Source organism: Paenibacillus amylolyticus (assembly GCF_001570725.1).
Taxonomy (GTDB): Bacteria; Bacillota; Bacilli; order Paenibacillales; family Paenibacillaceae; genus Paenibacillus; species Paenibacillus amylolyticus_A.
In genome coordinates this window covers 2,959,173-2,972,032 of sequence record NZ_BCNV01000001.1, presented here as the reverse complement: position 1 = coordinate 2,972,032, position 12,860 = coordinate 2,959,173, and the positions used below count along the sequence as shown (strand labels likewise).

The following is a 12,860-nucleotide window of genomic DNA, read 5'->3' as shown; positions in this document are numbered from 1 at the left end:
AGAGTCAAAGAGATAATCCAAGGAGGAATACACAATGACCAATACAACAAGAACGTTTCCAGAAGATTTTCTATGGGGAGGGGCAATAGCTGCCAATCAAGCGGAAGGAGCCTGGAATGTGGACGGCAAAGGTCTATCAACAGCTGACATTGCTATCTATCGAAAAGGTGTAGCCAAGAGTGAGTATAAGAAGCATAATGCCATTAATGAAGAACAGATCACGACTGCGATGGAGTCTACCTCGGATAGAGAATATCCGAAACGCAGAGGCATTGATTTCTACCACCGCTACGAGGAGGATCTGGCCCTGTTTGGGGAGATGGGTCTCAAAACGTTGCGTCTATCTATTGCGTGGACTCGAATTTTCCCAAATGGCAACGAAACAGAGCCGAATGAAGCCGGTTTGCAGTTCTATGACCGCGTTATTGATGGCATGCTGAAACAAGGAATGGAACCTCTGATAACGTTGTCGCATTACGAGATGCCGATGTATCTGGTGAATCACCATGGTGGATGGACAGATCGGAAAGTCGTCGATTATTTTGTTCACTTTTGCAAAACCGTGTTCACCCGTTATAAGGATAAAGTGAAGTATTGGATTACATTTAATGAAATTGACAGCATTGTTCGTCATCCATTTACGAGTGGTGGTATTGTTCCGGAGCGTTTTGAGAATGTGGAGCAGGCCGTATATCAGGGGTTACACCATCAATTTGTAGCAAGTGCGCTCGCCGTGAAATACTGTCATGAGATCATTCCCGGTTCCCAGATCGGATGTATGCTTACCAAACTGACGACGTATGCCCATACATGTAATCCAGAAGACGTACTCGTTGCTTCCCGGGATAATCAATTCAATCTTATGTTCACGGATGTACAGGTGCGGGGAGCGTATCCATACTTTACGAAGAGATTTTTTGCTGAAAAAGGAATTAACCTCGATATGCTAGAGGGGGATGAAGAGATTCTGAAAGTACACACTGTGGACTTTATCTCATTCAGTTATTATATGTCTCTGGTATCCAGTGTGGATGGAGACCGTTTGGAACAAGTGAGTGGAAATACAACTGGGGGAGTGAAGAATCCGTACCTCCAAACAAATGATTGGGGCTGGCAGATTGACCCGGTAGGTCTGCGCATCTCACTGAATGAACTGTATAGCCGTTATGAGGTGCCCTTGTTTATCGTTGAAAATGGGATTGGAGCGGTAGACACGATTGAAGCTGATGGTAGTATTCAAGATGAGTATCGTATTGATTATTTCCGTTCTCACATTGAACAGATGCATGAAGCGATTCTGGACGGTGTTGAACTGATGGGCTATACAAGTTGGGGAGTGATTGATCTAATTAGTTACTCTTCTTCAGAGATGGAGAAACGATATGGATTTATTTATGTAGATCAGGATAATGACGGCAATGGAACACTGGAGAGAAAACGCAAGAAGAGTTTCTATTGGTACAAAGATGTGATTGCGAATAACGGCTTGTAATACACTAGTAGGACAAGCACTGTCATAAGAAAGCAGGAAAGCAGCTCTGGATTCAGGGCTGTTTTTTTCGTGTTCTAGATAAAAAGCATTGACAGCAAAGAGGCGGGAACGTAGTATAAGACTTATATGATAATGATAATTGTTATCAATTGAAACCTCTGCTATGAGCAGTGGTTTATTTGTCTTTCCCTCATTATAGGTTAAACCTATTACATCTATAGATATTATATCTTGGAACAATGAAGGACAGGGTGATATATTTATGTCATTCAAGAGCTTCACTTTTTAGAGGAAACACGAGGCTCTTCCAAGGACCGAACTTATGATGAGGTGAAAATGATGAGTAAAAAAACGATGTTTGAGAAAATTTGGGAAAATCACGTAATTCATCAAGAAGAAGGCAAACCAAGCATTCTGTATATCGATCTGCATTTGGTGCATGAAGTAACTTCTCCGCAGGCATTTGAAGGACTTCGTCTGAGTGGACGTAAAGTTCGTCGCCCTGAGTTGACATTTGCAACAATGGACCACAACGTTCCAACGAAAGACCGTTTCAACATTACAGATCCAATCTCCAAACAACAAATTGATACACTTTCGCAAAACTGCCGTGATTTCGGCGTGAAATTGTATGATCTGGACACGATTGATCAAGGCGTTGTGCACGTTATGGGACCTGAACTGGGTCTGACTCACCCGGGCAAAACGATTGTATGTGGTGACAGTCATACGTCCACACACGGTGCGTTTGGCGCACTGGCATTCGGAATCGGAACAAGTGAAGTTGAGCACGTTATGGCAACTCAATGTTTGCAACAAGCAAAAGCTAAAACGATGGAAGTTCGTTTCGTCGGCAAACGTAACCCGGGTGTAACCGCGAAGGATATGATCCTCGCAGTCATCGCCAAATACGGTACAGACTTTGCAACAGGTTATGTTATTGAGTACACAGGCGAATCCATCCGTGAGTTGAGCATGGAAGAGCGTATGACGGTCTGCAACATGTCCATCGAAGGTGGAGCAAGAGCAGGATTGATCGCGCCGGATGAAACAACATTCGAATATCTGCGTGGACGTGAATATGTACCAGCGGATGCCAAGTTCGATGAAGCTGTAGCAGGTTGGAAACAGCTTGTAACAGATGAAGGTGCGGAGTTCGACCATGTGGTTGAAATTGATGTGGAAACATTGATTCCACAAGTAACTTGGGGAACAAGTCCTGGCATGGGAACCGACATTTCTTCGAAAGTTCCTGTTCCGGCTGAATTGCCTACAGAAAACGAACGTAAAGCGGCTGAAAAAGCGCTTGAATATATGGGACTTGAACCGGGAACACCAATCGCCGAGATTCCAATTGATTATGTATTTATCGGTTCTTGCACCAATGGTCGGATCGAAGATCTGCGTGCAGCAGCAAAAGTGGCTAAAGGTCACACGGTATCCAGTCAGGTTACAGCAATTGTTGTACCAGGTTCAGGACGTGTTAAAATCCAGGCTGAACAAGAAGGTTTGGATAAAATCTTTACAGAAGCCGGATTTGAATGGCGTGATGCGGGATGCAGCATGTGTCTGGCGATGAACCCGGATGTATTGAAGCCAGGACAACGTTGTGCTTCGACTTCCAACCGTAACTTTGAAGGACGTCAAGGACGCGGAGGACGTACGCATCTGGTATCTCCGGCAATGGCAGCCGCAGCAGCGGTTAAGGGCCACTTTGTGGACGTACGGGACTGGAATTTCAAAACGGAAGCAGCGATCTAATCTATAACAGACAGAAGGGAGAACGTTTAATATGGAAGAATTCAAAACATTACAAGGCATCGTTGCACCGGTAGACCGGGTCAATGTAGATACAGATGCAATCATTCCGAAACAGTTTCTTAAACGGATTGAGCGTACCGGATTTGGACAATTTTTGTTCTATGAATGGCGTTTTGATGAAGAGGGCAACAACAATGCTTCCTTCGAAATGAACAAACCTCGTTATGAAGGGGCATCCATCCTGATCTCTCGTGCCAACTTTGGCTGTGGGTCTTCCCGTGAGCATGCGCCATGGGCGATTATGGACTATGGATTCCGTTGTGTTATCGCTCCGTCTTATGCGGATATCTTCTATAATAACTGCTTTAAGAACGGAATCTTGCCAATCAAGCTGTCAGAAGAGCAAGTTGAAGACTTGTTCCAACGTACAGCTACACATGAAGGCTATGAGATGAATGTGAATCTGGAAAACAAAACGATTACTGATGCATACGGACTGCATATCGATTTTGATCTGGATGAGCATCGTCGTCAATTCCTGTTGCAAGGACTGGACGATATCGGTCTCACACTTCAACATGATGATGAGATCGCTGCGTATGAACAGCGCCACGCGGCAAAACTGTTCGGTTAATCGTTAAAGTGTCAGACAAGTAAAAAGCTTCTGCCTCCCCAAAGGAACCTTGTTCCTACGGGTGAAGCAGAAGCTTTTTGTCATTTCAGAAGCTAATTTTATGTTAAAGAGTCTTCTATACGTAGAACTCCTGATCCTTCTTGGCCGAATTCAACAGGTACTCCCCGTCATTCTCCAGTTCTCTGGATGCAATTTTGATCCGTGTGTAGTCCAGTCGCATTTCTTTAAGCACACGCTTAATGGCTTGAATTCCGAGTTTTTCATCCACAACATAGCAGTATATGTTCAATGCGAACGCCGTGACTGGATTTGCTGTCTTGCCCATATCGTGCCCATCGACAACGCCCAGCCCTTTCCAGCCCAACTCACTGATCAGTGCCTCACTAGCCTTATCCTTGAGCCACAGATCACGTTTACTTCCTGACATACTCTTCATGGGATATTGGATAAGCAATACGTAACCGTACTGATTGGACGCTTCCTCATAGCCCTGATCTATGAAGCGCGTTAGAAAATCACTTTTGTATTCAGTCTCATCACGATACGAACCAGGCCAGTCTGTTCTGGTCGTTGTGCCATAAGTTCCAACTGTACCGAGATGTTCCACAACCTGTCCTCCTTCAATCCAGTATTCCGCATAAAGTATCTTGCCATCTGTTTCTTTCCTATATAGGGTGAGCATTCATTTCCCTCCTAGCCGTATTTTTTTTATCTAATATATCTCTTTTTTGCAGATTCCTGTGCCAATATATGTATACTTTAAAGTTACATTAATAGAGGGAATATCGTCAATATATGACATCCTTGAAACGATATCGATATACATTCATGTGAGAAGTGATCTTTTGCTTGAATGTGATCTTCTTTTTTCATCTTATTTCCGACTGAATATGACAACGTTGTAACCGGATGAAGGGGAAATATCTGATAAACTGATTAGTAGATTATGGAAGGTTACATAGCGTCATTGATGTTACGCTGTAGAGAATCAGGTCGGATGTTCAAAAGACAAAAAGAATGGTGGATGAGGTATGAAAAAATGGTCGGCAGCAGTCGTTTTTCTTCTGTTCCTATGTTTATTTCCAGTCATGGCCCATGCAGACACCACGCCCTCGATTGTGCTCGACGGTGTAACCATTAATCAGCAGACGGGAGCACCTGCAGAAAATATCGGAAAGACGGTCATGGTTCCGATTCGAATTGTATCCGAGAACCTGGGTTATGAGGTGAAGTGGGAGAAGACAACTAAGTCAGTCCAGGTTCAAAAAGGAAACAGCATGATTCAAATGACGGCTGGCAAGGATGCGGCTACAGTGAATGGAACCGTGGTAAACCTGGATTCGCCCCCACTAATCAAACAGGGAACAACACTTGTTCCTTTACGCTTTGTCGGGGAAGGCATGGGTCTGCGTGTGGGCTGGGACAATGGAACCAAGACAGTAAGCCTATTTAGTATTCCTCCCGTCGTTGGAACGGAAGGTGACAGTGACCCCGTCGAGATGCCTGTGCCGGACGGTCTGACAGAACTTCAAGGCATCAGCTTCAGCGGAGATCGCCTGATTGTAGCGACAAACGGCAATATTAGCCCCAAAGTATCCAGTCTTGGTGGGCCAGACCGCATTATTATTGATCTGCCTGCATCGACATTCTCTCAGGAATTCATTCAGGGACAAGCCTCTAACGCGGATGGAAGTGGACAAATTCTCGTTACGGACTCACCCCTCGTTTCCAAAGTTCGGTATGCCATGTTCAGCAAGACGCCTTCCACCGTTCGTGTCGTTCTGGATCTAAGTCAGTCGGCCACAGCCAAATGGTCTGTTGGAGATAACAATGTCTTGCTCGTTGACCTGACAGCCACGAGTGGAGAACCTACAAGCCAACCGGCAGTACCTACGAATGATGGCAAAACGATTGTGGTCATTGATCCGGGACATGGTGGTCGCCAATCTGGGGCAGTGAGTTTGTCAGGAGCTTATGAGAAAGATTTCAATCTGGCTGTAGGGCTGAAGGTGCAGGCACTTCTTCAACAATACCAAGATATTCAGACGGTTATTACACGCCAGGATGATACAGAGCTTTCGCTTAAACAGCGCGTAGATATTGCTGAATTGAATAAGGCAGATGTTTTTGTGTCCATCCATGGAAACAAATTCACCACACCCGTACCAAACGGCATTGAAACGCTCTATAGTCGCAAAGAAAGCAAGACTTTGGCTGACACTCTTCACAAATATGTCTTGCCGGTAACAGGACTCAAGGATCGTGGCGTTAAAACGGCGAGTCTGCATGTGACCCGGGAAACAACCATGCCTGCTGTGTTACTTGAACTTGGTTTTTTAAGCAACCCAACGGATGAAGCAGTTATGCTCACCGAAGAATACCAGGACAAATGTGCACAGGCGATTGTAGACGGAATTGTTGAATTTTTGGGACTGTAAAGTAGATTGTGCGCAAATATGAAGGTTAGGGTAGTACGTTGTTTAGAGATGTATATTTGATAAATAAGGAAAAAAACAGACATTAACATGTAAAAAAAGCTTGATCTGACAACGTTTTTTTTCTGTTATGTTGGAATATATTCGCAACTTTTGAGAGCGAGGGGCGTCTAATAGGTGTCTGGTAATGCCCAAGCGGTCAGTCGGAGTTGGAAAATGACAACATGCGGCAAAAAAATATGAGAATGGTAGGGGTGAAGGATGAAGAAGTTCGGTTTTTTGGTACTGTTATTTGTCTTTGGGCTCGTTTTCCCGGGCTATAGTCATGCAGCAACAGACACGAAAATTATCCTAGACGGAAAAGAAATCGTACAGCCATCGGATACAAAGGCGGAAATTATCAACAGCAAGGTGATGGTTCCGATCCGGGTTGTGTCTGAGAATCTTGGGTATAGCGTGGAGTGGAAGCAACAAACACAAACGGTGACTATTAGCAAAGACAACACTGCCATGCAGATGATTGTTGGACAGAAGACGGCAACGGTGAACGGCAGTAACGTAAACCTGGATGCCCCGCCACTCGTGAAAAATGGTACTACACTCGTGCCTCTCCGATTTATAGGTGAGGAAATGGGTCTTAAGGTGGGTTGGAACAATACCACGAAGACGGTAACATTAGTTACCCAGAATTCAGGTTCCGGAAACGGGACAACCACACCTCCGAACTCTGGCAATGAAGGCGGAGGATCGGATCAGGACGGTCTTGTACTGGTGAACGGCATCAGCTTCAGCGACAACCGCTTCATGATTGCAACAAGCGGAAGTACGAAGCCGAACGTCTTCACGATGACAGGACCGGATCGAATCGTAATAGACTTGCCGAATACCGCATTTGCTGATTCATTCAGTGAAGGACAGGCTCTAGACAGCAACCAGAATGGACAACTCGTCGTTAGCGGCTATCCGGACGTGTCTAAGATTCGTTACTCGTTATACAGCAACAGTCCATCTACACTTCGTTTTGTGATTGATCTGTCCAGTTCAAAAGGGTACAGTGTGCAAAATGATTCCGGACTGATTATGGTTGACCTCAATAATCAAAGTGGTACACCTGCTCCTCCAGTTGGTGATAATGGCAAAAAAGTTGTCGTTATTGACGCAGGTCATGGAGACCAGGATCCTGGGGCAATCGGTGTAACAGGCAAACGTGAAAAAGACTTCAATCTGGCAATGGCACTGAAAGTGGAAGCCTTGTTGAAAAAAGAATCCAAAATTGACGTTGTGTTAACGCGCAGCGATGATACATTCTTGGCATTAAAAGAACGTGTGAAGATTGCACAAGACATAAAAGCGGATATCTTCATCTCCATTCATGCTAATAGTGGCCCTGCTGCTGCGAACGGTGTAGAGACATTCTATACACGCTCCAACAGCAAAGCACTTGCTACAGTGATGCACAAGTATCTTTTGCAGTCTTCCGGACTGAAAGATCGTGGAGTGAAAACGGCAAGTCTCCATGTAACCCGTGAAACGACAATGCCAGCAGTTCTGCTGGAAGGTGGATTCCTTAGCAACAAGAGTGATGAAGCAGCCCTGTTCACAGAGAGTTTCCAGAACAGCGTTGCCAAAGGTATTGTTGCAGGAATCAAGGAGTATCTGGGAATTAAATAAGGGACAAGCCCTTATGTTGAGGAGGCGGAGTTAGAATGAACAAGAAAATATGGATTGCAGCTTTGCTGGTAACGGTTATGGCAGTTGCTGCTGGATGTGGAAGCAAGCCAACAGCTGCTCCGAATCAGACGCAAGGCGCAGGAAGCGAGACCAATGTGACCGAGGTTGAAGGCGAAACAATTACCGAACCGGTAACCGCTGAACCTGAAGAGAACACAACACCTACAGAATCCACAGAAGGCAGCTCGGAGGGAACGACTACAACTACTCCGCCAAGCGAAACGTCTACGGAGACGCCAGCAACTTCTGAAAGTAATCAAAAGAAAACAATCACTGTATTCTATACGGATGAAGAAGAACTGGAGTTGCACAAAGCTTCGGCAGAGATTTCATATGCATCGGATGATGCCAAATACAAGGCTGCCTTTGAATCACTGCAACAGAGCAAAGACGCTAAACTTGTTCCACTGTGGGCGAAAGAAATTGAATTGAAATCTGTTCAGTTCAAGGATGGAGCTCTTACGCTGGATATTCATTTGCCGGATACGGCACGTCTTGGTGCAGGTGGAGAATCCTATGCGCTGGATGCTCTAAAACAAACATTCTTCCAGTTTGATGAAGTTAAATCACTTGACTTACTGGTGGACGGTCAGCAGTCCGAGAGTCTGATGGGCCATGTGGATCTTGAACATCCAATGACAAGATCCGAATAGGCTGTACAGCAGGCTGTCGTACCGTGAAGCCACGGAGTATAGGTCGTTTTACATGAGAGAGGGGAATCATAGGTGACTTTTAAATATAACCATCCATCACACTCTAAAAAAGTAGTATCAGCCGTGCTTGCAGGCATGATGGCCCTTAGCGCCGGCGGAGCTGCCATGGCAGCAGAATCAACAGAAACGGGGCAGGGTCAGACTGCTGCAATAACGAATACGGCTGCACCAACTGGTTTGTTCAGTGACATCAAGGTCGGATACTGGGCTGAGAAACATGTGTACAAACTGGCATACCAAGGCATTCTTCTCGGTAATAACGGCCTGTTCCGTCCAGGAGACGCGGTAACACAGCAAGAAGCTGTAACGATGGCAATCCGTTTTATGAATCAAGAGGGCCAGTTGAAGACCGACACGGCTGCGGCATTACCGACAAACATGGAAGTGGGAAATTATTTCAAGCCATATGTCGCGCTGGCACTTCAACTGGGACTGATTGATAAGACGGAAGAATCAACGGTGGATGTATCCAAGACATCCTGGGGTCAAAAACCGGCTTCACGGGAATGGATTACGAAATTGTTAATCCGTTCATTGGACAAGGATGCTGAAGCCAAGGCTCAAAACAATCAATCTACCGGATTTGCTGATAATGCAGATATCTCCGAAAGTGGTAAAGGTTATGTCAATCTGGCTGTTAGCCTGGATCTGGCCAAAGGTGTAGAAGGCAACAAATTCAATCCAACCGGTTCCGTAACCCGTGCTCAACTCGCTACCTTCTTCAGTCGTGGCGAATCGTTGACCGATACAGCGTATCCCAACACATCCACGGGTTATGTGACTGGATTGAAAGATGGGCAGATCACGCTGGTTGTGGATGGCAAAGCCGTTAACTTCACAGTGAACAGCAGTACGCCTTACTTTACGAAAGACAGTGAAACTCGTGCTTCATCCACTGATGTGAAGCTGTATACAAAAGTTCAGGTTGTAGGTTCTACAGGTGTGGCTTCCTATGTGGAAGTCGTTGATGCTACACCGCAGGTGGAAAGCGTTGAGGGGACTTTTGCGCGTTCCTTGTCAGGAAATAAAATTGGTATCTTTGTAGGCGAAAATTACGAAACGTACAGTTATGATGAGGCAACTGCATTCATCGATCAGAATGGTAATGCAATCAAACTGTCCGATATTACAGCAGATAGCATCATCGAAGTACAGCGTGAGACGTTCTCGGCTGACAAAAAAACAGTCGTTATTCGTGTGAAATCCGGCATTGTGAACAAGAGTGACAATGGTGTCATTGCTGAAGTGTCTACTTCTGGAAAAACGATCAAGCTTGTTAATGCAGCGGGTGCTACAGAACAGTTTGCATACAATGACAATCTGATTATCACATATCAAAACCGTATTTTGTCAGTGGCTGATCTCAAAGCCGGCAGTGCCGTGAAATACACCGTAAAGGATAGTGTTCTGCAAACCATCGCATTGTCTCAAGGTGTGGAGCAATCTGTACGCGGAACATTGGTTGAGATCGGTGGCAACCAGTCCACGTTAACGTTCAAACGTGAAGGGGGTTCCCTTGAAGCGAAACTGCTGACTGAAAAGCCGGAAGTCATTATCAATGGCATTCAGGATGCAACGTTGAATGATCTGATCACGGATGCAACGAACGGGGATCAGGTGGAGCTGACATTGAACTCTGACGATCAGGTAACGCGTATTCAGGTCATTGGACGTCAAATGGAACCTAAGAACGGGGTAACGGTTGTATATTACAACAGTAAAACAAAGGTACTTACTGTACTGGACAACAACAAGAAGCCGTTTGTATTTACATTGGATGAGAAAACCAAACTGGATTACAATACGACCAAACCTACACTCGCTGGTCTGGAGTCGCTTTTAAATGATGGTCGCAAATTGGATCTGACTTATGTGGGAACACGTGCGTTGTCCGTTAAGGTGATTTACAAGTACGAAGGTACGATCAGCAACATTGATACTTCTGGCAAAAAAATCAGTTTGTTGTCTGGTAATCAGACAATCACAGTGCCTTACACTACCGCTCCTACGGTTGAAATCTATAACAAATCCGGCGCAAGTCTGGGAGATTTGAAGATTGGTGACAACGTTACCGTAACGCTTGGAGCAAATCAGGATGTGGTGCAGAGGGTTGCACTGAACACTGTGGCTCAATTTGAAGTGGTTGCCCTGGAAGCGAATGGTCGTATTCGAGTGAAATCGGATCTGTTGACAAGTCAGTTCTACGTGGATCAAGCGGTACTGACTGGAGAGAGTGGTCAGACGATCACGCCTTCACAATTGACAGCAGGCAACCTGATTAATGTAACGTTTGAAGGAGCTACGCCAAAAGCAGTTCAAGTCGTGAAGCGTACGCTGGCTGAAGTTACAGCAGTGGATGCTTCATCCGTAACGCTCAAGCAGTTTAACGGTCAGACTGAAACGGTGCCTGTTAGCGGTTCGGTTAAAGTCGTTAAATCTGGCTCTACATTAACTTCACTGACGAGTCTTACGGTTGGAGATCGTGTCGAAATGACAAAAGATACGGATAATTCCACACGCTTCAGAGTGCTGACTGTCATGAGCAAACAATTCTGGTCTTATGATGGCGTGGGCAACCAGATTCTGGTTAAACGGGAAACGACAGCTGACACAAATTATCGTTTTGCACTCGGATCAAGTGTATTTGTTCACCAGGGTGACAATACTTTAAGCGTGCAATCTCTCAGAGATAATGATAATATTGTATTGTATCTCCTGAACAATGTTATTCTGGAGATTCAAAAACAGTAATCGTTTCTTTTCGAGGATCAAAAGAATGACCGTCTTGATACGGGATCTTTCCCGCATCAAGACGTTTTTTTTGCAAGCTTTTTGAGGTCCCCGCAAAGTACTTGGATGAAGCTTCGAAGTAAGGCTCCTCAGCATGGAGTCATTTTGTGGGAGGTAGCTCTTCATGAATGCAGCGACGGTTAGACATATACTCGAAACTATGGAAGCAATGTTTCCTGATGCACATTGCGAATTAAATCACAGCAATGCATTTGAATTGACGGTAGCTGTCCTTTTGTCTGCCCAGTGCACCGATGAAACGGTGAACAAGGTAACCGCAGATTTGTTCCAGAAATACAGAAGCCCAGCAGATTATCTGGCGGTTCCTCTCGAAGAGCTGGAACAGGATATTCGGCGGATTGGATTGTATCGGAACAAGGCCAAGCATATTCAGAACATGTGCCGAATTTTAATAGAGCAGTATGGCGGTGATGTACCGCAGGAACATGATCAGCTTGTGACGCTACCAGGTGTTGGTCGGAAAACCGCGAATGTAGTTGTTTCCAATGCGTTTGGAGTACCGGCAATTGCAGTAGATACTCATGTTGAACGAGTATCCAAGCGGCTGGCGCTTGCGGGTTGGGATGACTCCGTACTTGAAGTCGAAAAGAAACTAATGAAGCGCGTACCCCGGGATGAGTGGACTTTAACTCACCACCGGTTTATATTTTTTGGACGCTACCATTGTAAGGCACAGAACCCTGCTTGTCATGTCTGTCCATTGCTGGACATATGCAGGGAAGGGAAAAAACGTATGAAAACGTCCCAAATCAGGAAAGATAAGGAACGTGTCACCACCCGAAAACGCAAAATAAATTAATGAGCAGAAAAGGATGAATAATCATGAAATGCATTTCCGTGTACACTGACAATTTTGAGGCCTTCTCCGATATTTTTGAACAAATCGTTGAACAGGAAATGGCTGAAAATGAAGAAAAAGAAGTAGAAGGCATCACAGTGAGCCATTCTGGCGACGTGCCTGAACATTATCTGGAGCGTATGTCCGTTAAACCAGAAGTTGTTGTTATGAGAGACAAGGGCAGAGACATCACAATTCTGCAACATGGACAAGTATTTGAAATTTTGCTGCCTTCCATGGAGAATGCAGTTTCTTAAGAATTAATTAAACAATTCGTTCTGTTGCATTAATGTCATGAGAATCATTGTGCTTAAGGTGATCGCATCGATATTCATGCAACAGACACTTGGCGTAAGCATTTTGCTATATGCTGAATATAGAACGTATTACAGATAAAACCGACTTGGTCGGTTTTATTTTTTTTAGATTATCGAATTTATACGTT

Annotated in this window: 10 protein-coding genes; 9 read left to right on the top strand and 1 reads right to left on the bottom strand. The window is 45.0% G+C overall.

The features are described from left to right. The first annotated feature begins 34 nt into the window (after positions 1-34). The 3 genes from PAHA3_RS13125 (at position 35) to leuD (ending at position 3,887) form a co-directional block, all read left to right on the top strand. Entirely contained in the window at positions 35-1,492 is a 1,458-nt protein-coding gene (locus PAHA3_RS13125; RefSeq protein ID WP_062835141.1) for a glycoside hydrolase family 1 protein, read from the top strand. Between the two features lie 339 nt (positions 1,493-1,831). Further along, complete coding sequence (leuC, locus tag PAHA3_RS13120; RefSeq protein ID WP_062835140.1) at positions 1,832-3,253, top strand: 3-isopropylmalate dehydratase large subunit; 1,422 nt, start codon at positions 1,832-1,834, stop codon at positions 3,251-3,253. Between the two features lie 31 nt (positions 3,254-3,284). Beyond that, a complete protein-coding gene (gene leuD / locus PAHA3_RS13115; protein WP_062835139.1) occupies positions 3,285-3,887 on the top strand; it encodes a 3-isopropylmalate dehydratase small subunit in 603 nt (200 codons plus the stop codon). A 115-nt stretch (positions 3,888-4,002) separates the two neighbouring features. Here leuD and PAHA3_RS30175 read toward each other — a convergent pair whose 3' ends face one another. Next, positions 4,003-4,569 carry a hypothetical protein gene (locus PAHA3_RS30175; RefSeq protein ID WP_153028214.1) on the bottom strand — a complete coding sequence of 189 codons (567 nt, stop codon included), beginning with the start codon at positions 4,567-4,569 and terminating at the stop codon, positions 4,003-4,005. Positions 4,570-4,918: 349 nt separating this feature from the next. Between PAHA3_RS30175 and PAHA3_RS13105 the strand changes: the two genes are divergently transcribed. The 6 genes from PAHA3_RS13105 (at position 4,919) to PAHA3_RS13080 (ending at position 12,672) form a co-directional block, all read left to right on the top strand. Next, complete coding sequence (locus tag PAHA3_RS13105; RefSeq protein ID WP_062835138.1) at positions 4,919-6,325, top strand: N-acetylmuramoyl-L-alanine amidase family protein; 1,407 nt, start codon at positions 4,919-4,921, stop codon at positions 6,323-6,325. A 258-nt stretch (positions 6,326-6,583) separates the two neighbouring features. Continuing rightward, positions 6,584-7,993: an N-acetylmuramoyl-L-alanine amidase family protein gene (locus PAHA3_RS13100; protein WP_062835137.1), complete on the top strand. Its 1,410-nt coding sequence runs from the start codon at positions 6,584-6,586 to the stop codon at positions 7,991-7,993. Positions 7,994-8,028: 35 nt separating this feature from the next. Beyond that, entirely contained in the window at positions 8,029-8,706 is a 678-nt protein-coding gene (locus tag PAHA3_RS13095; protein WP_062835136.1) for a GerMN domain-containing protein, read from the top strand. Positions 8,707-8,778: 72 nt separating this feature from the next. Then, the gene (locus PAHA3_RS13090; protein WP_062835135.1) at positions 8,779-11,517 is read left to right on the top strand and encodes an S-layer homology domain-containing protein; all 2,739 of its coding nucleotides are present in this window, start codon (positions 8,779-8,781) and stop codon (positions 11,515-11,517) included. 163 nt (positions 11,518-11,680) lie between these two features. Then, positions 11,681-12,376, top strand: a complete 696-nt coding sequence (nth, locus tag PAHA3_RS13085; protein WP_062835134.1) for an endonuclease III — start codon at positions 11,681-11,683, stop codon at positions 12,374-12,376. Positions 12,377-12,399: 23 nt separating this feature from the next. Further along, positions 12,400-12,672 carry a hypothetical protein gene (locus tag PAHA3_RS13080; RefSeq protein WP_017687779.1) on the top strand — a complete coding sequence of 91 codons (273 nt, stop codon included), beginning with the start codon at positions 12,400-12,402 and terminating at the stop codon, positions 12,670-12,672. Positions 12,673-12,860: the final 188 nt, after the last annotated feature.

What these genes read in the sequence shown, in the direction of transcription:
- PAHA3_RS13125 (WP_062835141.1), top strand. Translation starts at nt 35, where the DNA reads ATGACCAATACAACAAGAACGTTTCCAGAAGATTTTCTATGGGGAGGG.
- leuC (WP_062835140.1), top strand. Translation starts at nt 1,832, where the DNA reads ATGAGTAAAAAAACGATGTTTGAGAAAATTTGGGAAAATCACGTAATT.
- leuD (WP_062835139.1), top strand. Translation starts at nt 3,285, where the DNA reads ATGGAAGAATTCAAAACATTACAAGGCATCGTTGCACCGGTAGACCGG.
- PAHA3_RS30175 (WP_153028214.1), bottom strand. Translation starts at nt 4,569, where the DNA reads ATGCTCACCCTATATAGGAAAGAAACAGATGGCAAGATACTTTATGCG.
- PAHA3_RS13105 (WP_062835138.1), top strand. Translation starts at nt 4,919, where the DNA reads ATGAAAAAATGGTCGGCAGCAGTCGTTTTTCTTCTGTTCCTATGTTTA.
- PAHA3_RS13100 (WP_062835137.1), top strand. Translation starts at nt 6,584, where the DNA reads ATGAAGAAGTTCGGTTTTTTGGTACTGTTATTTGTCTTTGGGCTCGTT.
- PAHA3_RS13095 (WP_062835136.1), top strand. Translation starts at nt 8,029, where the DNA reads ATGAACAAGAAAATATGGATTGCAGCTTTGCTGGTAACGGTTATGGCA.
- nth (WP_062835134.1), top strand. Translation starts at nt 11,681, where the DNA reads ATGAATGCAGCGACGGTTAGACATATACTCGAAACTATGGAAGCAATG.
- PAHA3_RS13080 (WP_017687779.1), top strand. Translation starts at nt 12,400, where the DNA reads ATGAAATGCATTTCCGTGTACACTGACAATTTTGAGGCCTTCTCCGAT.